General features: G+C 50.3%; 16 protein-coding genes. 10 read left to right on the top strand and 6 right to left on the bottom strand.

Annotated features, from left to right (window positions below; translation table 11 throughout):
* Positions 1–21: 21 nt before the first annotated feature.
* Complete coding sequence (locus tag EPA93_RS41090; protein ID WP_129893097.1) at positions 22–324, bottom strand: hypothetical protein; 303 nt, start codon at positions 322–324, stop codon at positions 22–24.
* Between the two features lie 445 nt (positions 325–769).
* Between EPA93_RS41090 and EPA93_RS41085 the strand changes: the two genes are divergently transcribed.
* Positions 770–961 carry a hypothetical protein gene (locus EPA93_RS41085; RefSeq protein WP_129893096.1) on the top strand — a complete coding sequence of 64 codons (192 nt, stop codon included), beginning with the start codon at positions 770–772 and terminating at the stop codon, positions 959–961.
* Between the two features lie 189 nt (positions 962–1,150).
* Here EPA93_RS41085 and aroA read toward each other — a convergent pair whose 3' ends face one another.
* Positions 1,151–2,500 (bottom strand): 3-phosphoshikimate 1-carboxyvinyltransferase, encoded by a 1,350-nt coding sequence (gene aroA, locus EPA93_RS41080; RefSeq protein ID WP_129893095.1) that lies wholly within the window; start codon positions 2,498–2,500, stop codon positions 1,151–1,153.
* A gap of 551 nt (positions 2,501–3,051) precedes the next feature.
* Between aroA and EPA93_RS41075 the strand changes: the two genes are divergently transcribed.
* Complete coding sequence (locus tag EPA93_RS41075; RefSeq protein WP_129893094.1) at positions 3,052–4,227, top strand: FAD-dependent oxidoreductase; 1,176 nt, start codon at positions 3,052–3,054, stop codon at positions 4,225–4,227.
* Positions 4,228–4,271: 44 nt separating this feature from the next.
* Here EPA93_RS41075 and EPA93_RS48805 read toward each other — a convergent pair whose 3' ends face one another.
* The gene (locus EPA93_RS48805; RefSeq protein ID WP_165423731.1) at positions 4,272–4,409 is read right to left on the bottom strand and encodes a hypothetical protein; all 138 of its coding nucleotides are present in this window, start codon (positions 4,407–4,409) and stop codon (positions 4,272–4,274) included.
* Positions 4,410–4,901: 492 nt separating this feature from the next.
* Here EPA93_RS48805 and EPA93_RS41070 point away from each other — a divergent pair, with 492 nt between their 5' ends.
* From EPA93_RS41070 to EPA93_RS41040, 7 genes are all read left to right on the top strand, one after another.
* Positions 4,902–6,149, top strand: a complete 1,248-nt coding sequence (locus EPA93_RS41070; protein ID WP_129893093.1) for a hypothetical protein — start codon at positions 4,902–4,904, stop codon at positions 6,147–6,149.
* 243 nt (positions 6,150–6,392) lie between these two features.
* A complete protein-coding gene (locus EPA93_RS41065) occupies positions 6,393–8,099 on the top strand; it encodes a polysaccharide biosynthesis tyrosine autokinase (protein ID WP_129893092.1) in 1,707 nt (568 codons plus the stop codon).
* Between the two features lie 281 nt (positions 8,100–8,380).
* On the top strand, positions 8,381–9,700 hold the full coding sequence (locus EPA93_RS41060) for an O-antigen ligase family protein (protein ID WP_129893091.1): 1,320 nt from the start codon (positions 8,381–8,383) through the stop codon (positions 9,698–9,700).
* A 33-nt stretch (positions 9,701–9,733) separates the two neighbouring features.
* Complete coding sequence (locus tag EPA93_RS41055; RefSeq protein ID WP_129893090.1) at positions 9,734–10,996, top strand: hypothetical protein; 1,263 nt, start codon at positions 9,734–9,736, stop codon at positions 10,994–10,996.
* A 426-nt stretch (positions 10,997–11,422) separates the two neighbouring features.
* A complete protein-coding gene (locus tag EPA93_RS41050) occupies positions 11,423–12,973 on the top strand; it encodes an alkaline phosphatase family protein (protein ID WP_129893089.1) in 1,551 nt (516 codons plus the stop codon).
* A gap of 2 nt (positions 12,974–12,975) precedes the next feature.
* Positions 12,976–14,766, top strand: coding sequence for a pentapeptide repeat-containing protein (locus EPA93_RS41045; protein ID WP_129893088.1), 1,791 nt, complete (start codon positions 12,976–12,978; stop codon positions 14,764–14,766).
* Between the two features lie 27 nt (positions 14,767–14,793).
* Positions 14,794–15,648, top strand: coding sequence for a hypothetical protein (locus tag EPA93_RS41040; RefSeq protein ID WP_129893087.1), 855 nt, complete (start codon positions 14,794–14,796; stop codon positions 15,646–15,648).
* Between the two features lie 82 nt (positions 15,649–15,730).
* On the opposite strand, the gene EPA93_RS41035 is transcribed toward EPA93_RS41040, so the two are convergent.
* The 3 genes from EPA93_RS41035 to EPA93_RS41025 all read right to left on the bottom strand — a co-directional run bounded on the left by EPA93_RS41035 (position 15,731) and on the right by EPA93_RS41025 (position 20,050).
* Positions 15,731–16,972 carry a glycosyltransferase family 9 protein gene (locus EPA93_RS41035; RefSeq protein ID WP_129893086.1) on the bottom strand — a complete coding sequence of 414 codons (1,242 nt, stop codon included), beginning with the start codon at positions 16,970–16,972 and terminating at the stop codon, positions 15,731–15,733.
* Between the two features lie 215 nt (positions 16,973–17,187).
* Complete coding sequence (locus EPA93_RS48800; RefSeq protein ID WP_165423730.1) at positions 17,188–18,612, bottom strand: hypothetical protein; 1,425 nt, start codon at positions 18,610–18,612, stop codon at positions 17,188–17,190.
* Positions 18,613–18,775: 163 nt separating this feature from the next.
* Complete coding sequence (locus tag EPA93_RS41025) at positions 18,776–20,050, bottom strand: glycosyltransferase family 4 protein (protein WP_129893085.1); 1,275 nt, start codon at positions 20,048–20,050, stop codon at positions 18,776–18,778.
* Positions 20,051–20,551: 501 nt separating this feature from the next.
* On the opposite strand from EPA93_RS41025, the gene EPA93_RS41020 reads away from it, so the two are divergent.
* Positions 20,552–22,225, top strand: coding sequence for an alkaline phosphatase family protein (locus tag EPA93_RS41020; RefSeq protein ID WP_129893084.1), 1,674 nt, complete (start codon positions 20,552–20,554; stop codon positions 22,223–22,225).
* Positions 22,226–22,276 lie beyond the last annotated feature (51 nt).

The raw sequence follows: 22,276 nt of genomic DNA, 5'->3' as shown, positions 1-22,276 counted from the left end.
TAATAATTACTAGCGCATGCCCTAATGCATGGGAGGCGGTGTTGCAGGAATCCTGGGACTGGTAGGATGATCATCAGTAAACTCATCATCAAAAAATCTCGGCAAGCCGCCGGTAATGCTGGACTGGGTTTGAGCCGAAACACGTTGCTCTAGCTCGCGCGAATCCTCATACACAAAGCTAAGCAATATATGTTCTCCGCGCATACTCTGGCACATATACCGAATACGTGGATGCTCTCCCTCCATCCAGGCGTTGACCATAGCTTCAAGCGCGGACATACTATCACCACACTGAGCGCTATCAAAGCCTTTAAACCTATACACATCTCTTCCTTTCGGCTAAATTATGCAACTATGCCGTTGTACTACGCCCCACTATCTCATCCCTTACCGGCGAATTGATTTGATCCAGCTGGTTCTATCCCTACCAGAACTTGCGCCCACAAACCTACTATTCTCCAATATGCGGGTTCTTGACCCCTCACTTACTCAACCTTTCCTCGCTGAGGAGAGGCCGTACCGCAACATCCATGCATCGATCCGCTTGTGGATACTTAAAGGAGGATACTGAAACTAAATGCCCGCTGGCTATTGTATCATCAGAGTATACCATTGGCAACCGCTCTTTTCAGGCACTGGGCGGGTTAGAACGCTACTTCACCGCAGTCCTCAACCAGGGCCAGCCAGCTGAAGAATGTCCTATATGAGAGACTTGCTACATCCCCTAGCGTTTATCCAAGTAGTAGATATAAATAAAAAGGATGTAGGCATGTATCGCTCAATCAAAAAACCTTACTTACTTGCCAGCACTTTGCTGTTTGTCCTGGGCATTACTGTAATACTCTTTCTCGCGCTCGCCTTCTCCTTGCCTTTTTCGCAGGAGCCGGCCCATATCCCGATGACTCCGACACCTACGTCTACCCTCATTCAGATCCAGGGTGATCTATCATCCTCACGCTAATTCTGGCCATAGTAGTGTTATGCTGCCAGCGCCGATGTCTTAATGACGCTCCTCGCCAACGAGGTAGCGCGGAGACTTGTTGCCGCTGACACAGCAAGGAGCCTCTCCTCGCCGGTAGAGATGTTCGAACGCTCTTGACAGGCGGCCGCTTGCGCTCTACGCTTCCACCTTGTTAATGAGTAATTTGCCCTAAACTTTCTTTACTCCTACCCCCAGACGTTCCAGTTCCGCAAAGAAATGTGGATAGCTCTTGGCAATATGCTCTACACCGGTCAGCGTCAAGCCCCGCTGGCTACGCAGAGCAACAACGGCCAGCGCCATCAGCAGCCTATGGTCATTGTGCCCATCCACAAGCACGCCTCCCTCAACTCCCTGCGGGCGCCCATGCACGATTATAGCATCTTGCTGAGGCAATACGGCACAGCCGGCCCGGCGCAGTTCAGCACATAGGTCGTTAATCCGATCGGACTCTTTATAATGCAAGCTCTCGATATTGTAGAAAATGCTCTTGCCCTCAGCAAAGCAGGCCAAGGCGACGAGCACAGGAATACAATCGATAAGCTGATCGCCATCCAGCTCAATGCCATGCAAGCGCCGGCCACCCCGGATCGTCACAGTCTCGCCATCGACCTGCAAGGCCGCATCCATAGCGCGCAAGGCCGCAAGCAAAGCCTCACCAATCTCGTCGCCAGGCCGCAGGCGTGAGAGTGAAAGCTCGCTGCTCGGATCATTTGTTACGGCACATGCAGCCAGCAGGGCAGCCGCTGAAGGATAATCACCGGGAATTACATACTCGCGAGCCCGATACTGCTGCCCGGCCTCAATACGATAATGCAGCAAAGCTTCGTCATGCTGGATCTCAATGCCGGCCTCTTGCAAGACCTGCAAAGTAGTGCGCACAAATGGTTGCGATTTCAAACCATCAACTACCTCAATCTCTACACGCTCGCCGATTAAGGGTGCCAGATAAAGTAAAGAGCTCAGGTATTGCGAACTACGCGCCCCCGAGATCCCAATACGTCCCCCATGCAGCTTTCCTCCCTTGATCGTGATAGGCAAATACCCTTCGGAACTCGCGGCGCTACATTGAGCTCCTAGAGCCTTCAAAGCCTCTAATAATTCACGATTAGGCCGTTTGCCCAGCGACTGCGGGTGATCTGTCGTAAATGTCACCTCGGGCAGCAAGGCCCCTAAACCTAGCAAAAGACGAAGGACAGCCCCGGCATTGCCAACATTAATTGTCACAGCCTCTTTAGCCTGTGGACGTCCTACGCCGATTATACGAAGCGCTCGATGCTGCTCATCCTCCCACTCTAAATGAGAGCCCAGAGCGCGGCAGCCCCGAAATAATGCCTCACTATCATCGCTTTCAGCCGGAAATACTATGCGACTTTCACCGGCAGCAAGCGTTGATGCTAACAGATAGCGCAAAGTGTGGTACTTAGAAGACGGCACTTCAGGCTGTCCATAAATCAAATCGGTAGGAGATATATATAATTTTTGCCCTGCTATTGCAGTTTGTACACTTTCTTCTTGCATAATTCCTTCTTTCGTGTCCTGAGAAGTTCCGCACCCAGGCGAGCGAATCGCTAGGAGTCCATTTCAGGCATAGAAATTTTACCTATGCAAATAGCATAAAGCAGACATTTGCTTGTCCATCCAATGTAGCTCAAGTGTAACATCTTTTCGTATATCAGAACAAGGTAGTGGTAATACAATGTAGCAACTTCCGTCGCTCTTCGTCCTTACTCACAGCTTACATTACATTTATTTAGATTTCTATAAAAAGCTCTTCATATTATTTTTCGGCAATAAAGATGTTTTGTAAGCAATAAAGGCAGAGCTAAGATATAAATATATGTTGTACATCGGCCTGCGAAACATAATACATGTGTAATAGCCTGACGCATATTCATATTTACGAAATGATCGACAAATATATTACATCCTAATTACAATATATGATGCAATATTATCTTGATTTATCGCACGCCTATTTTTACGATATGATATCGTTTTACTTGATTTTTAATTTATCCTCTGTTATACTCGATTAGTGTAAAAACCATAAGGGAGGCAAAGAAACAGCAGTGAACCAGCAACGAATCGTTATCGTAGGAGCAGGAATAGTTGGCCTCTCAGCAGCTTATGCTTTGCTTAAGCAAGGTATAACCCAGGTAACAGTGCTGGAGCAGGAAACAGTAGATCATGTGCGAGGGACCTCACACGGCCTTTCACGCCTGTTGCGTTTCGAATATGGGGCTGACCTCCTCTACTCCGAGATGGTCAGATTGAGCTTACACCGCTGGCAGGCCCTGGAGCATCTTGCCCAGCGCACGCTTTACACTCAAACAGGAATTCTTGTACTAGGTAGAGAAAATGATAGTTATACTAAAGCCAGTTATCACATCTTACGCGAGCTCGGCTTAACCACGCAACGCCTTTCGCAACATTATTGTCAAGAGCACTTTCCACAGTTCAATACTCAGCCCTACGATATGCTTACGTATAATGCAGAAGCCGGCCTACTGCATGCCTCAACCTGTTTGCGAGCATTAAAAGGGCTGATCCTCAAACTGGGAGGTAAGATTTATGAAGCTCAGCGTGTAGAGCGCATTCTGCATGCTCAGCAGCATCAGCCCATACGTCTTGTTTGCAAATCTGGAAACGAAATCACCGCAGATCGTGTCATTGTAGCCGCAGGCCCCTGGGTTCATCATTTGCTGGGAGAATTGCAGTTACCGGTACGCCTGACACGGCAATATATCCTTTACTTTACCGATTTACCGCTCTCTTCTTTTCAATTACATGTCTTTCCTGCATTTATGGCCGAAGATTTATACGGCTTTCCGATCTATAGCACCTGCGCAGGCTCTGGCCCCAGCTGGCTAAAAGCCGCCTCGCATGCCTTTGGGGCTCCTGTAGACCCTGACGAAGTTGCAGCTGTAGATAATTATATTATAGAGCAAACTCTACAAAAACTTATTGAGCTCATTCCAGCAATACGGGACGCTAAATTGGCGCAAATCGAATCATGTATGTATGACGTAAGCCCTGATGAAGATTTTATTCTGGATCATCATCCAGACGATCCTCGTATCATCTTTGGCACAGGACTCACAGGTCACGGCTTTAAGTTTGGCCCCCTGCTCGGTGAATTGCTCAGCAGCATTGTCCTAAATACACAACCCGCTGTCCCTCTAGAGCGTTTCCGCCTGGCCCGTTTTGCGGCCACGAGAAGTATCCATACGACTTCAGTAGCTTGATGCAGCAGCGATGGGGACAAAGTATTGTCCCCACCCCTTCCAGCTCATTCAGCCGAAGCACTATCCTCTTTTTTCTCGCATTCCTCAAAACGTTGATACCCATCTTCAGCAATACCATAGGGCAGATAATTTTCAATAGAGCGCCACAAGATGCGCAGTAAGTTTCTCAATAGCGCAAACATAACGCTTCAACTTCTTCACTCAAGATCCATAGCAACTACGTCAACAATCACTCATACAATTACTATACCCTCCACCTTTATATTAAGAACTTTTTTACGTATCTGGCCCTCTGAGCTCAGCTACGCATATGGGCCAATCCGCGCTTCTCGGTCCTTTGCCCATCACAAATATGCGCCGCAATGGCTGACTTTAGCCCTGCTGGATGAATAGAAATGGTTGCACACTATCCCGGAAGGCAGGATGGTCATGCAGCAGGGAAAGAAGGGCTATAGATGTTCATCGATGTTACATTGTGTGTCACGTGTCGTCTTTGGAATATGGAACGCGTATCTTTCTTCAAATTTGGCTTTAGAACCTGGTTATTTAAGACATATCCTAAATAGTAGAGAATGGCTATCATCTACCCAGGGAGGCTGATCATTAGTTAAAGTTAAGAGACACACTGATGCTCATTCCCCCTGAGACCAGTAGATTGATAGGAGGTTCAATCAATGAAGTTGCAGCCGGAGGCACCGCAGAGGCCAGGCAAGAGAACGTGGCCTCTACAACGGTCCTTGCTACTTTGCATCAGCTGGACGATGCTATTTTGTGGCCTGCCAATCATACTTGGTGCCTGCTTACCGGGCTCCAAACCTGCGGGGGGAAATGGGGGAGGAAACCAGGCCTTACCGACGATGGCTTCAGACACACCAACCCCTGCGGCCTCACCTACAGCTACGCCGAAACCAATCACTCTGCAGACGACTGGCTGCCCCGCTGATCTCAACATTAACTGGGATAATCTGGTTGGGGCACAAGCTAACGTAAGTAAGGTGCAAAAAGTAATATGCGGAAGCTTGCAGGGCTCGGGCAGCGTGAACGCCCTGATAGATTTACGGTATTACTCAGCAGACAGTAGGCTGGACTTCTTCGTCTATAAGGATCTCTCAAACAACCCTACCAAGCTCTTTACCGTCCAGGGGCTACATAATGGAGATGCACAGATCAGTCCTACTGGCACAATCATCACGGCAGAGGTAGGAGCTAAGGATAATGGCCAGAACACGCCTGACATCTTCAAAGAATATCAGTGGATGCCCGATAACGGAAATTTCGAGCAAGTCCTTTTTCCTGGTATCTACCCGGATGTTACGCATTATCAGGCAGAACAAAGCCAATCTCAACTCAATTCCAGCATAACTACAGGGAGTTCCCGCGAGAACTGGCGCAAGACCTTTTTTGGCGTTCCTACTATGATGGCAAAGACGCTATTTCACTGGTCAACAGCAACTATCACGACTAAAACCGTCAGCTATCGTACCGCTACGGGCTCATATGCGGTTGCTGTAACTAATACGGGCCCAGGAGGCGGAGGATTTATCGCCTACATGTTCCGTCTCGACTCCAATCAGGAAAGCAATATTTTTGAAGTGATGAAGATCACAACCCTTGATGACGCCACTATGCTCAGTAATCCTGCCACAGGATTACAGGTAATCAACCCGGCTAAAATAGAAGGTACTGCCTCGGTGAGTAGCGGGGTTGTAGGCCGCGTAGTGATCTATACAGATACTTATAGTAGTGTCGGAGACTCAGGCCCTATCAACGGTACCGGCTCTACAAGTTTTAGCAAAGCCGTTAATTATCAATTAAATGCTTCAGGCTTACAGGAAGGTATTGTCATTTTTTATTCAACAAATCAGAACAACATGCTCATAGTTAACCAGGTCTCAATGGCTAAAGTGCTTCTGACCAGTTAGCGCATAAGGAGAAGCCGGTTGAGAAATTTTAACCATATCATACTGACCATCACCGGAACGTTACCACTACCCTCTTCTGGAGGGAGCGAGAAACCAGCGTATACTACACACAATCGAGTAGCGCATAGACAATAAAGACATATACGAGTTTTCTGTGTACAGGCAAGTTCTGATGATGGTAGAGAATACCTTGACTCATAAAATACGTTGCTACCACTTAATAATTATGCAGGAGGGGGTCTTTTGAAACGTTATTTACCCAGTATTAAGCGCTACTGGCTGATAGTTATAGTATGTGCCGTACTAGCAGCCGGTGTAGGTTTTGTCATAGCCAAGCAACAGGAGGCTTTTCAGGCCTCATCGATGATACAGGTGAACATTGGAAACGGCGATGGTTTTCTACCAAAGATGAGCCCCAATGATGGTATTGGGTATGCAGCCAATGACGTTAACGAAATAGCCACTGGAGAAGTCATGAAATATATTTATCAGCACTCCTCCAACCTGCAAAAAGCCGGCTATAGCGTTGGCGATCTGGTCTCGAACGTGAAAGCCACCAGTGTAGCAACTGGCAGCCAGATCACCATTACGGCAACGGCACCCAACAAGAACGACGCAGCCACGATCGCCAATGAGGTGGCTCAGGGATACATTAATTATAAGCAAGACGCGAATAACGCTATGCTGAAGGCACAGCGGACAAGTCTTCAGAATCAGATCAATGCAGTAGCTCAGCAGATCGGGACAGCCAGGGCCAAGGTTGCTGCGGACCCGGCCGGCTCGGCGGCGGCGACAGTTGATGCGGCCGCTGTACAAACTTACCAGCACACCAGCGATACACTGGACGCTCAGCTTGCAGCTATGCCTGTCCTGACCACCAGCGGACTTACCCTCTTGCATTTAGTGGGTCCAACCGATGCAACGCCAACCAATAAACTGAGTATGACGTTGGCAGTCAGCGTCCTCGTAGGCCTGCTGATCGGCTCGCTGATTGTCCTACTCATCATCTTCTTAGATAACAAGCTCACTAGCGAAGAGCAGGTCACGGATCAGCTCAAGCTTACCTACCTGGGCAGCCTGCCCCACGACGGGGAGATGGCTAGCGCCCCCACACAGGCGCGCGGCACTATCACTCACGATCTTGCCGACATCGGCTCCAATCTGCGCCTGACCGGGGTCTTGCCCAGCCAGTGGCGTGCGCCGCAGGGCGTGATCCTCTTAGTCACTAGCGCCCAGACCACCGAAGGCAAAACGAGCATTGCGGCAGCATTGGCGGCGACAATGGCCCGCGGAGGCTGCAGTACGCTTGTCATAGATGGCAACCTGGCTCAACCCGCCACCCATCTTACTTTCGGCATGAGCCCTTCAGGCCCCGGCCTAAGCGGCCTCTTAAAGTCGGGCGGCAACGTAGATGATGCTGTGAAGACTAGTTCGGTTCCTGGCGTCTGGATGCTGCCTGGCGGCTCTCCTGTAGCCGATTCAGCCCTGCTTTTGGGCCAGCGCCTACCCAATATTCTTGCTCAGTTGCGCAAAAAGACTGATTTGATTATTATAGATGGTCCCTCCTTACTCACTGGTGCTGAGGCAAGCGTACTGGCCAGCATGGTCGATGGTGTGATGATGATAGTCGATTATCGACACGCAAAAATGAACCTGCTCCAGCGCGCTAAAGAGCTCTTAACTACGCTTGCCGATACGCCGGCAGGAGTCGTCTTGAATAACTACACGCGCACAGGCACAAATAACTACTTTGCTAAGGTTGCCCCTCAGCCCTTTAACAGGCAACTGGCTGGTATGCCTCAAGAAGCTATCATCCCGCCCGCCGCAGCTGTTATGGCTAATGGTCAACCGCCGGTAATGCCCATGGGAGCTCCGGTAGCCCCAGCAGCCAAGCCCAAGTCTTCACTGCTCAATTACAGTCAGGGTCCTGTTAATGGGGGTCTCTCTTAAGCAGAAGTAATAAAGAAAAGATAAGAAGTTCGTATGCAGATTTCAAATGCTTTTCCTAATGGAACTCCTGGTTCGCCAGGAGAAGCTTCCGATATCGTCAATCAATTGCAAGTGTTACGGGAACAGCAGCGCCGTATTCTCAAGCGGCGGGCTCTCCAGGAGAACTGGTATCCGCTTCTGCTTGCCATCATGGGAGGCGTTATAGCTGGAGCAATGGGTACGACGGCATTTGACAACCCTAAGGTCGTCTTCGGGGGCATTATCGCTGCCCCCTCGTCTTTATGTCTGTTCGGCGTATCGAGTTCGGCCTGCTTATCCTGGCGATTGCCTCCACACCTTTTGTGCCGACAGCCGTCAAGCTGGATTGGTTCTATGTCTCGCCCGCGATACCACTACTTTTCCTGCTTCTGTTTGTGGGCCTCGTGCATATTAGTTTTCGGGATAAGAAGGTCATCTTCCCGCCATTTCAGGCAATCTGGCCCCTGCTCGGCCTGTTTGCCATGGCTTGCATCTCGGAAATAGCTTCGATAAGCGCATGGCCCGACTATCTACAGACTGAAGTCCATAGGGCTCCTATTCTTGTTGACGAATTAGTGGGTATTGTTGAGTTCTCCTTACCAATACTTATAGTTTTCGTAGTTTCGGTAGCTCTGAGTCAGCGAGACAAATGGATTACCTACATTCTCCACGCCAATTTCTTTATTGCTATCATAGCAGCCGGGCTCATCCTCTTCAGGTACAGGAGCATCGGCGCCGATGTGTACGCTTTCCGCTATGCATCGCCGAGCATTTACTGGATGCCGCTAGAAGCGCTAGCCCAGATTCTGGGCCTGGGCTGTATTATCGGCTATGCCCATACGCTCTGCGCCCCAACCTGGCGTAAGCGCATCTGGTATGCAATTCCTACAGGATTATGCCTGCTCTCCCTCTATCTCTCCCTAGAGAATAGCTGGTGGCTAGAAGTAGGCCTGGCCTTTGTGGTGATCACTGCAGCGTATCAGCTACGGCTTTTCCTCTGGTATGGGCTGGCTGGGGTTCCGATCCTACCCTTAATACCAACCTTTCTGGCCAAGTTACAAAGTCTTAAGCAAGATGATCTCAACCGCTTGATTATCTGGCAAGATATGTTTCGCATCTGGGGCAAACGCCCTCTCTTAGGCGTGGGACCTGGCAACGTATGGGTCTATGATAAGATCTCTTCGCACCTGCCACAGGGTTTGCGCGATATAGACAAATCAGGCCTGGGTGTTGCTCACGAGGGCTTCATCCAAACGCTTACTGAGCTTGGGCCAATCGGGTTGTTTTTCCAGTTATCCTTCATCGTCGTCATGGCTATCACTTCGCTTAATCTTTTCCGTCGCTCTAAAGAAACCGGAAACCACCTTGATAGCATACTGGGCCTGGTAGGCCTGGGGCTCATCTGCGGAGGAGCAGCCGGAGATATTACATCCAGCTACTTCTTCCTCCCTCCACGTCAGGCTTTGCATGTGGTCAACGTCCCAATGGTGATGATGCACTGGATCATTTATGGTTGCGTAATTTATAGAAGTCAAATCTGGCGCCTGGTTCGTAAGGGAGTGCTGAACAGTAATGGTGAATAAGTTAACTTTATTATATCAGCTAGGAGAAGAGAAATGAGTGATATTCAGACAAATATACAAAAAGCATTTGTATTTTTTCTAAGTGACGCACGCCTTGATGACTTGCGAGAACTTTCTGCGGTTCAGGATCTATTAGCACAAGGAGCGCTGGTCGAGCTGGAGCCTGCTCCCATTACGAGCACTCAATCTCTTTACTATCAGGCCTTCAGCGGACGTATACCCGCCTCCTTTGGCTTCTTCGATACATTGATGCCCCGCTGCCAGCTGCCCCGCGCGCAGGGCGGCGGCGATGATTATCAAGTCGTTGAGGTCAATAGCGGACGTGACGCCGCTCCCAGGCTGCTACCAGACATCCTACGCACTGTGGGCTGGTCGGTCGACTACCAGGAAAGCTCACTGGCCGAGCTGGCAAAGCAGGTTCAGGCTTTGACAGCGGAGCAACCAGCCAGCGCCACCTGCAAGATTGTAAGCTGTACACTCGCAGCTGGCGAAAATCGCAAAGCCCTGGCCGAAGCGCTGGCAAGTGCGCGTAGCTGGGTTGGTCAAGATGGCCTGCTGGCCCTCCTTGTCGGTAGCCAGGCCGGCAGAGTGGAACATTTCGTCAATGTCAATAATTTTCTTGCCGATATGGGAATTATCGAGCGCGATGAGCAGACCAACCAGGTAAACTGGCAAGGCTCGCTGGCTTATTATGCAGGCCATGGTCAACTCTGGATCAATTTGCTCGGCCGCGACCCGCAAGGGGCAATCCATCCACAGAGCGAATTTGAGGAAGTAACCGAGACGCTTATTAAGGCCTTGCCCTCCAAGCTGCGCGATAGCGATACTGGCGCGACACCTATCGAGCGCATCTATCGCAAGGAAGAGCTCTATTCTGGCGAGTATCTGTTTTGCGCTCCTGATCTGGTCATTCAATTCAAACCAGGCTTTGCACCTTCACCAAACAGTAGCCTCGTCGCGTTTGATGACACGCTCTTCACGACGCCTGAAGCCAACACAACAAGCACGAATGGCGTTCATCCCTCCAGCGTTAAGGGCTTCTTGCTCGCCAGTGCTCCCGCCTTCGTTCCCGGCCGGGTCGCTTCATCTACAGCTCCACTTATCGCCGGGGTACCTTCCCTGCTGCATGCTCTGGGAGTAGAGTTTAGCGATGTAGATGGTACAGCCGTGAGTGAGCTCTTTTCCGAGGCTTATCTGGCAAATCATCCTATCCGCAGCGGCGGCCGCAGCCAGGAGCTTTCCGAGGAAGACGAAGAGCTAGTTATCAATCGCTTACGCGACCTGGGATACATCTAGACACAAAGGTTTTCTCTGCCTTACGCGAATATGGCACTCACGAACTTGCTTACCCGTGGGAGCCATATCCGCTCCTGAATTTTATATCCACTCTATAGTCCTACCAGCATACCTTTCCCGAAAGACAGGTAGCGGGGACTCATCTCAAACAATGAGTTGAGCACTCTAATAGGTATTTCTGGTGATTAGTTTGTCCTGATCAACAATTGCTTATAGCATTATGGTAAGAGGGAGAATTGTCCTACGCAGGGTTTTACAGATTACGTTCAGCTGCAGGCCGGGTTTTCTATCTCCCCGATCCTATCATAAGGGGCTCATGGCCCTGATAAATTTAGTTCAATACGCAAAAATACCCTATAGTCTGGATACGCCGGAAAATGAAGCGAAAGTGTTGCGAGAATAGGCAAGCCAAGAAAGAGAGTTAGTATGCGTACTGTTATTCTGGGTGCTGATGGATTGGCGTTCCGTATCCTGCACCCGCTAATTGAGCGTGGAGACCTGCCAAACTTCAAGAGGCTCAGCGAACAAGGTTGCGAGGCTATCCTCGAATCTAAATATCCTCCGCTTACACCAGCCGCCTGGATCTCCCTATCCACAGGCCTGAAACCGGCGCGCCATGGCGTTTATGATTTCTGGATGTACGAAGACGATAGCCGCATCCCACGCGTACAGACAAAGCGCAAGGGTGGCAAAGCTATCTGGAATATCCTTAGCGAATATGGCAAACAGGTACTTGTCATTAACGTACCTATGACGTATCCTCCTGAGCCCGTCAACGGGATTATGGTTAGCGGCTATATGACACCCAGCGATCAAGGCGAATTCACGTATCCAGCCTCCTTTAAAGAAGAGCTCTATCAGGCTGCCCCCGGCTATCAGATCGACTTAGATCTTGAGGGCTTCTTCCGTCAATCCAACGCGCTAGACAAACTTATAGACGTTACGCTCGATATGACGGAAAAGCGCATCCAACTTCTTTCCTATATGCTCAAGGAGAAGCCCTGGGATTTCTGCTATGTGGCTTTTGTCGGTCCCGATCGCTTGCAGCATTCTTTATGGAAAGAGCTCATTTCGCTCGATCCGCGGGCAACAGAATACTTCCGTCTTCTAGATAAGGCCCTGGGCCTGCTCCTGGATTATGTAGGAGACGACGGCTCACTCTATATAATTTCTGATCATGGTTTTCAGGGCGTCAATTATACCTTTAGCATCAACGAATATTTACGCCTAAAAGGCTTACTTGTTCCTGGCTCCCTTGATAGCATCAAGCGGGCTGGTTTGAAAGCAGATGTTAAAGATGTGCTCAAGCGCGTGGGCCTCTTCTCCCTGGCTCGGAGAGTGAAGAAGTTCCTTAAGCATTCTGGAGCCGTAAAGTTCGATTCCCATACAGACGTGTACCAGCCCCTTGAAGAGAAGATTGATCTTGAGCGCACTGTCGCTTATGTCCCCTCGCAATCGGGCTATCCAGGTAGCTTCGTCGATATTGTCTTCAAGAAGGATACGCCTCCCGAGGTCGTAGCCGAGGTAGCTGAAGATTTGAAGACGCAGATTAATCCTTTCACTAATGGGCCGCTTGTCGATGCGGTCTACACGAATGAGGCTTTTGGAGAAGGTCCATTTGCCCGTAAAGAGCCCCACTTGCTAGTTTTACCCAATGATAGCATCACCTTCCGCATGGATATTGGCGGTAAGCACGTCTGGAACGAGACGACCCAGGTTCGTGGCACCCATCAGAAAGATGGCGTCTTCTATGCCTATGGCCCCAACATCAAAAAAGGATTTAAGGCGCCCAATGCCGAGGTCTTTGATGTTGTACCTACTGTGTTACAAGGTATGGGCTTGCCTCTCCCTCTTACCTTTGATGGGCGCGTCGTGGAAGACATTTTCATACAGCCAAAACCAGACGAGCAGAGCGCGACAACTCAAAGCAAGGGCGGGCTAGCGCGCCGCAAACTCAAGAAGCTATTGGAGGTTTAAGCATGCAAGTGAGTCAGCCACTATCACGATCTCAATCGATAGTGCATGATTCCGCGGCCGATGACAGAGATACCTGGCGGGAGCACTGGCGCTCCCGCCAACAACCCTGGCGGACGGAGGAAGAGATCGATGCACAGCGCCAACATGAGCTTCAACACTATTTAGACGCGGTTCAGCCCGATGTTGAGCAAGGGCATTATCCGTTTAAAGATATTGCCACAAAATTGAGCCGAGCCGATATAGAGTGGCTCCTTGCCCATCATCAACAACAGGCCCATCTCACTGCGGGGCTCGATCTGCGCGGTGCCCATCTTTATAAAGTGCGTTTACATGGCCTCCCCTTATCGGCTATCCAGGGTGGCCTTGAGCCAGAAGCATGGCTATTGGTCACCGACAAGCAGCGCGAAATGGCAGCTATCAGGCTGGAAAAAGCAGATTTGCGCGGCGCACATCTAGAGGGTGCCAATCTCTGTGGCGCACATCTAGAGGAGGCGGATCTGCGCGGCGCCTATCTCCAAAACGCTAATTTGCGCGGCGCACATCTGGCGAGCGCTAATCTCAGCGGGGCACATTTAGAGGGCGCCGATTTGCGCGAGGCTCACCTGGGAGGTACAGATGAGTATCCTAAGCCAGCCGATTTGCGTACGGCTTTTCTTGACGGTACAACCCGCCTGGAAGATCTCTCTTTGGGAACTGAACAGTACGGCTATGCTCCTCTGGCCGATATACACTGGAACGATGCTAATCTCGCGGCTATCGATTGGTCCCAATTGCCCAAACTCGGCGATGAATCTGTCACACAATGGAAGCTTCCTGTGGAATACCTGGCGGCAATTCGCGCCTATCGACAGCTGGCAACATTACTACGTGCCAAAGGTATGAGCGAATATGCCGATCATTTTCTCTACCGCGCACATGTTAACCAGCATCTCCTCCTACCTCAGCGCGCCTTACTGCCGGTGGTTCTGCGCGTCTTTGTCAGGGAGCGCATGCCCCTGCCCAAGGTATTATTACGCCTGCATGAACGCAGGGTAGGACAACATCCAGCGCCACATCCCATTCGCCTGGCGCTGTTGCGCCTGATCCCGGTCTTGCTTATTCTGATCGCGCTGGCGCTGCTCCAGCCATTGATTGTTGCAGCTCTACTTATCTTATGCATAGGAGCTATCCTGGCCATTCTTCCCATTATGCGCAAGCGCGGCCAGCATCCACCCGAATACCGGCGCACCCAGAGCTTCATCACCTCGCCATTGTTAATCTCGCACAAAGAACGCCGCAGACAACAAGGGTTCTTACTGCTAGGCTATTTATTGGGGATACCAGACGCACAATTGCCGCGGTTATTGCAAGCCCCACGCCTGGCCTTGAAACGTTTACCCTGGCTTGAGAAATTGGAGAGCCGCCAGCCTGCGCTTGCGGGAGCATTTCTAGCTCTCATTGTCGCCCTCTTACTTTTTGATGATACTGTCGCTTGCTATAGCAAATACATTGGTTCAGCTCTATTGCGCGCCCTAACCGGCTATGGGTATAAGCTTGCGCGCTGCTTTAGCTGCTATCTATTTATAATTCTCGCATTTGCCCTTGCCTATGCTCTCATTGGTGCTCAGGCTCCCTTGCAGAGCCTTTTCTTTAGCCTTGCCTCGTTTCATGGGCTGAGTTTTCTCTATGGCAATGGTCTCTTTTCTGGACATTTGCCAACTGTTCTGGCCGCCGGCGAATCGGTGATTGGCCTGATTATGGAAATATGCTTTGTTACGACGCTTCTGCAGCGCTTCTCGGCAAGTAATAGGTAAAATATTTAGCAATAAGGAATTTAGCATATGTTTGATCCACGTGACCCATATGAACGCTGCTACTGGCACTATGATTCGCGCCGGCCTCTCTCCATAGCGCAATTGATTAAGCTGCGGAGTGTCGATGCATATACAGCAGCCCTCATCTGGCTGCTGCTAGAGCGAGGCACATCGTTTATTATCGCTGGCCCAACCGATCCTAAGCCAGGCGTGGGCAAGACTACTGTCCTCAATGCACTCTTCCAATTCTTGCCCGAAGGCACGGCGCTGGCCTATACATCTGGCATGTACGAGGATTTTTCGTTTATGCAGGCTCCCGATATCAACCCGGCGAACACCTACGTTCTCTGCAATGAGATCAGCGATCATCAACCATTTTATATGTGGGGACGAGTAGCGCGCCGCTATCTGCTGCTGCCCGGCGAAGGTTATCGCATCGCGACAAGCGTCCACGCCGATACCATCGATGACGTGATCTATATGCTACGCCAGGAACTGGGCCTGAAGGCTGATGCCCTGCGGCGCCTGGGACTCATTATACACATCGGCATGATCGGACCCGAATCGGCCCCTCTCCGACGCTGGGTCACTACCCATTTCCTGCGTCCCTACCCCGATCCTGAGCGTCCCGGCGGAGTGACTCCCATTCCTCTTTCAGTCTGGCACGAAAGCGATGATAGTTTTGAGCATGCGGATCAGGATATCATAGATGAGATAGCTGAGGGAGCTGGCATGACGCCCCGGGAGTTCGAGGCTGCCCTTAAACAGCGCATGCAATGTCTTGAAGAGATGTCGCAGCGCTCAAACGTCACTATGGACCAGATGTATGAGGCTATTCAGAATGTGCGCCATCAGCAGGGCTCTCAGCTCGCGCTATCCTGAGCGATAGCCGCTGGCTTGCCTGTGACAGCAACAAAAAGGGGCGGACCAGCAATAAATATGGTTCGCCCCTTTGCACGTGAACTTAGGATTCTGTTAGCTTCACAAGAGGCTGCGGCAGCGTAATCGGGCGTCCCAGAACCTGGGAAATCGCCGCAAGTACATCCTCATCCGAGACCTTGCGCACGCAAGGATGATCCACAAGCTCATGGTTGGCAAAATGCAAACGTCCACAAGGAATACTTGTACACGAAGCGCAGCGGTAGGTTGAGGTAACCACCACATGGCGTTCTTTGGGTCCCCATGGTCCATAATTGCGCACATCGGTTGGGCCAAAGATCTGAACAGTTGGCGTTCCCTGCGCAATCGCCAGGTGCAATGGACCGCTATCCACACCCAGAACGAGTTGCGCCCTTTGCTGCAATGCTGCCAGCTGTCCTACTGTCGTATCCGAAATGATTGTTGTACGCGCAGGCGTCCCTCTGGCCACTTCCTTCAATAGAGCCCGCTCGCCTGGGCTGCCTGTTAAGACAATCTGCACAGGACGTGGCTCGCGCAGTGCTCTTGAAAGAGCCGTAATGCAGCTTGACCATCCTGAGGCACGCCACAGCTTTATGAGAGCCCCGGTTCCAGGGTGCACAATTATCAAAGGTACAGAGAGATCAATACCTTCGGCCTCTAAACGCTCGGCAGCCCATTGCTGTTCCTCTGCGGTAGGCACAAAATAAAATGGATAGCGCTCCGGCGTGTAGGGTTGTTCTAGAGCCGGATAGCCTAGCTTCTGGATTCCAGCACCTGCCAGAGTGAGACAGCTCGCCGTAGCATGCGTAAGGCGTTCATATGGTAAAGCCGTTGTAAGAAAGTGCTCAACCGATCCAACATTAAAACCTATACGGTAAGGAATATTAGCTAAATAGAGTAAGGCAGCTCCCCACCAGAAACGGGGCCGCAGGTTAATGCCCATCGAGTACTGGCCATCCCGCAACCGGCGAGCCGTATGGAAGAGCAATTTGAAGGATTCAAGCCATGTCTGTGAAGCTACCCGGCTACTGGGAAATGGACACTCTAGGATCTCATCAACATCAGGATGGCGTTTTACGACCTCACTGGCCCAGGGTGGCACGAGCATAGTTATATGCGCACCGGGGACCGAGGCTTTAATCGCCCGCACGATGGGCGTAGCCAGCACCATATCCCCCAAATTTCCGGGACGCACTAGCAAAAAACGCGTCTCTTGAGATTTATGCTTATATGCTGATCGTCCGGCTGTCACAGCCCCTACAAGCCGAACTAGCGATGTTGGAATCGCGCGCAACAATTTTTTCAAATTATATCCTCAATCCTAATAATAAACCTCGGACCTTTAGCTTGACCCCAATCCTGCTTGCGATAAAAGTTTGCCACTAACACATTTTTTTATAGATATAAAAGAGTTTACCGCTCTCCTCATGCAAAATGAAGAGAAGCGATAAACACAACGATATTAATCAGTATAAATCATAATCATAGAACAAAACAACCAGCCAGAAATTCTCCACTCGTTTACTTGAGTTGGGTCACAGAATAAGCGGGTAAGGCCAATGGTCCTTGTAAAGTTCCTTGCTTTACCTTTACATCATTTGTATCAGCAATAGTCTTAAAAGGAGAACTGGCAGTTAATTGCTGATAATGCGTCTGACCGGAGGTAAAGTGCGTTTGTCCCTGCCAGGTAACATCAGAGGAAGAAGCATTTACAATAAAGCCCCGCCTCTGTAAACCGTTGGTGAAATACCAGCCGGTAACAGTTGTGCCTCCACCGGCTGCATTGATCGTAAGCGGCTCTGTAGATTTCATCCCTTGCATTGTTTCGCCCAGCAAACGTAAGGTCCAACCGGCAGCCGTCACTGTATAAGGAGGTAGCTCCTGGTCTTTCCCACGGCGGTCAAAGTAAACTGCCTCGTTCCCTGTATTGCCTAGCATATCGTAAAAACTGACGAGATCAACACGCTTATCAGCGAGATAGCTCAAAGTCATGCTTGCCACAATAATTCCATGCATCCAGGTATGAAACACCTTGTCAGCTTCGTTACTTGCTAGATTATACTCGGTCACCCAGATCTTCATACCGCCAGGTATCCCCTGCAGCAAACTCTGAAACTGGGCCCAGCGCGCCGCTACAGTTGAGTTTAAACGGTCCATGCTGCCAGCAGGATCGCCTTTCGAAATCAGCCCATCGGGGAGATTCACATAGGGATGTACGGTAATTGCATCGGCTTCCTTGAGGGTCTGAAACATCTGATCGTTCCAGGCCCCTTTACGCGGATCACCATTGCCAGAGATAGGAGCAGTGCCCACTACAGCAATTTTTGTCTCGGGAAATTGATCATGAATGGCCTTGATCCACTCCGTGGCTTTAGTGCCATATTCGCGTCCAGAAGGAAAAACATTTTGATCTAGCGGCCACTGATCAAGATAGAACTCATTTCCCAGCTCTATGAGATTGATTGGAAGGCCCTGATTTTTAGCCGCGTGGAGCAGTTGCATTTGTATATCCAGATTAGAGGTGAGCAAATTCAGCACATATATAGGCTGAGTATTGGTAGCCTGGACCACATTCTGCACATCCTGCAAATGGATAGGGGTCTTCATGGCATTTTTAAAGCCGCCAGGAGCGCTGGAAAAAAACCAGCCGGTTTGCCAATTCCAGTAATTCGCCACTGTTCCACCGGGATAGCGCAAATTGGCAGCGTTAAGCTCTTTGACGACATTCAAAACATTAGGATCTGACCAGGAGGGACTATGAATAGGCACATTATTATAGCCCATGAAATAAGGGCTTAAAGGACGTTCAGCTATCGGAGCGGTTCCACGTGGGGTAAGGTCAACGGTTGGCTCGACGGGGGCCTTCTGGTCAGGTAGACCCAGACAAGAAGCCAATACGCTTGCGCCTGCGATGCCAGCTACACCTGCTCCCATCAGTTGTAACATATGCCGCCGACTTACCTGATTGGATCCGCTACTATGTGAAGCTTCACACGTATGCAGGTCATCTCTCATTTTTATCCTCTCATTGCCAATATGAATTAGTTAAAGGTTTTTTCTCTATTCTTATGAAATTCAATAGGGGAGAGATTCGGGTTCGATAGCACTCTTATGCGGGAGTACCGCTATTATTTAATGAGGCAGAATCATGCTTACTTTGCGCTATGACCCTTTGCAAATGCAGTTCTACTTTACGGGCATTTTCCTGGATCGTGAAGCGCTCCTCGACAGTCTTACGAGCCGCCAGCCCAAGCTGCCTACGCCTGGCCGGGTCTTCTAGCAACTGTCCTAGCGCATCTGCTAATGCCTGCTCATCTCCTGGCGCGACAAGTAACCCATTTACCCCATCGACAAGAATCTCCGCCGGACCACCTACCTTTGAAGCAAGCACTGGCAGGCTGCGAGCCATCGCTTCCGCAAGCACCAGTCCAAAGGGCTCCTGCCACAATGAAGGAACCACCATAATATCTGTACGATCATAATATTTGATAAGTTCTTCCTGTGGGACCGTGCCATGAAAGGTAACTAACTCGCTAAGCCTTTTCTCGCGTAGGAACTCTTGTAGCTCATTCATATACACTTGATCGCCACTGCCAAAGACGTTGAGACGCACAGGAAGCGCGGCCGCTCCCCTCTGGCTCCGTCTCTGCGCAAGGAGATCAAGCGCCTTGAGCAACACAAGCAAGCCTTTTTCAACCCGCAAACGACCAACATAGAGCAAGCTCAGGATCTCCCCCTCAGCCGCCCTCTCCGGAGGTAAAGTTAGAAAACGAGGATCAATACCATTGTAGATCACTTCTATGCGCTCGGGATCAAAACCTCCCTGCATATATGCCTGCCTGACAGTCTCACTCACAGCTATCAACGACGTATACTCAGGCATAGCCACACTACCGATGAGTTGCTGTTTGAGCCAGCGCGTACGTAAGCGCGACTGCTCGGTTTCAGGAAAACGAGCATACAGCAACCAGTAGCTTCCCAGATGAAACACTATCGGTATGTGCAAATCTGGTAACTTTCTCAACAAGGAGTTGACTCCAATGCCTGTTATCTCCCATATATACAACACATCGGGCCTGCTTATGGTTATAATACGTTGGAGTTCAGCTGCATTGGAGGGACGATTATAGCGCCGATAATAGTTAACGAGAAGAGAAAGCTGTTGCCAGGCCGGCCGGCTGCGGTCAAAATGGGCTGGTGGAGCGCTACGCAAGGTACGCCAGATGGGCCCGGCCTGCTTATCATCGGGAAGATCCTGGCCAGCGGTGAGCACCAGAACTTCGTGTCCTAGCGCTTCAAGTTCCGCAGCGATATCAGCAGCCAGGATTTCGGCTCCCCCCTGGACATCTGGGGGATAAAGATTGCTGAGAAATAAAATACGCACTACTGCACCTTACTTGCTCGTCCCTGCTATGGCTAATTGCATAGCATCATATACCATTTTATCTGCGCGCTAGTTTACCGAATCCAGCGTAAATGTGCAAGTATGCTCCACCATAAAGGTACCTACCCAAAGCGAAAGGAGACGAAGATAGAGCCAGAGTTAAGAATATGCCGCAAGTTTAGCGGATCTATAACCCATTCTTAACCGAAATTCAGCCAGTTCTTGTGTATATTACGCTATACTTACGACTATACGTTAGTCAGTTACGCCCACCCGAATGTTCGATAACCTTCGTTTCGTCTGGCTTCGAACTGCTCTATTCCAGGTCCCCTGGATAGCCCAAAAGGGGGATAGCAATCTCCACTGTACTTGCGTTTATCGCCTGACATGATACGCTTATGCATATGTTTGTTCGACAATTACTATCGCACATAGCAGGGAACCGCTATGTTTTAAATTTCTTTGTTTACATAGCCCAAAAAGGGGGATGTTAACACACTTATGGGAACAAAAGTCTTGGTTATTGGGCTTGATGGCGCTACTCCCGAGCTGGTTGATCGCTGGGTTGAGGAGGGTAAGCTACCTAATCTCAAGCGAATAATGCAAAATGGTGTATATGGAAAATTGAAGTCTGTGTATCCACCAATTTCGCCTGCCGCATGGACTACCTTTGCTACGGGTTACAACCCTGGTAAGCACGGCGTCTATGACTTCCGCGATTATGATAATAAGCGCTATAGTTGCTTTGCAGACACAATTGTTGATTCGCATGCCTTCGCTGGCAAAACCTTCTGGGATGTCATCGGTGCAGCAGGCCAAAAAGTAGGTGTTATCACTGTTCCATGTACCTATCCCGCCTGGCCGGTCAATGGAATTATGGTTTCTGGCTACCCCACGCCGGATACTGGCAAGAACTACACCTATCCGCCCGATCTCTCCACAGCCATTCCCCCGCTTGTGGGTGATGCTGCCTTCTTCAAATCGGCCACCGGCCATGTCTTGCTCAAAGAGATGAACCGCCTCCTGCATCTGAGCTTTGATGTCTCTATTGAACAAATGAAGAAGGACGATTATGGCTTCTTTGTCCTCGTAGTAGGCGCAACAGACCGCGCGCACCATGATTGGTGGAAATATATTGATCCTGAGCACCCGGCCTACACCGAAGAGGATGCAAAGCAATATGGCAATCTCATTGAAGAGGTCTATAAGTGCAGCGACGAGTGCGTTGGTAAATTCCTTGACGCTATCGACGAGGACACAACGGTTATCGTAATGTCCGATCATGGCGGTGGCTCACACCCCAAATACTACTTCAATGCTAATTATGTCTTGCGCACGCTCAACCTGCTGCAGCCAAATACCAGAACTAATAAGAAGCAAGGCGGCTTGAAGGCGGCTTTCAAGAAGTTCTACCGCACAAAGATTCGCCGCTTCGCCTATCTGGAGAAGGTTTATCGCAGCCTGCCAGCAAGCTTGAAGAAGATTGCCACCAATATCGATTCGCAGAACATGATGAATCTTGACTCCATCGACTGGAAACGCACGAAAGCTTATCGCTTCCCCATGTATCCTCCAGTCGAAGGCATTATGATTAACGTAGCCGGTCGCCAGCCAGAGGGATGTGTGCAGCCTGGCGAAGAATATGAGGCGATCCGCACACGCATTCTTGATGAGATGCGCAGCTTACGCGATCCCGAGACGGGCGAGCCCATCGTCATTGAGGCGTATAGGCGCGAGGAGCTCTATCACGGCGAACGTCTGGAGATGGCCCCCGATATCATCCTCGTCACACAGGATCGCTATAAGGGTGGCACAGATGTTGATAAGCTGATCAGCGAGGTTCCACTGGATGTCATCTCCAAGCTCAGCGGCGTACACCGCATGAATGGTATTATCATTGCCCAGGGACCGCACATGCGCAAAAATGCCATTCTTGAGAACGCCAACATTATCGACGTCGCGCCAACGGTACTTTACGCACTTGATATGCCTATCCCTACAGATATGGATGGCAAGCCGTTGTCAGGTCTGTTTGAGGAAACCCATCTCAACGAAAGCGCTGCCTCTTACTCAGAGGAACGTACCTTTGATAACTCCGAAGACGACGAGTACGGCTATACAGAGGAAGAAGAGGAAAGCGTACGCTTGAAACTGGAGGCCCTTGGTTACCTGTAGCATCTGGTAGCAAGGAAGCCGCCAGCTCCTGGCTCCAAGGTTAGAGAGAGA

The sequence above is a fragment of the Ktedonosporobacter rubrisoli genome (genome assembly GCF_004208415.1).
Classification (GTDB): domain Bacteria; phylum Chloroflexota; class Ktedonobacteria; order Ktedonobacterales; family Ktedonobacteraceae; genus Ktedonosporobacter; species Ktedonosporobacter rubrisoli.
The sequence above is the reverse complement of the archived record's forward strand: the minus strand, read 5'-3'. Positions and strand labels throughout refer to the sequence as shown.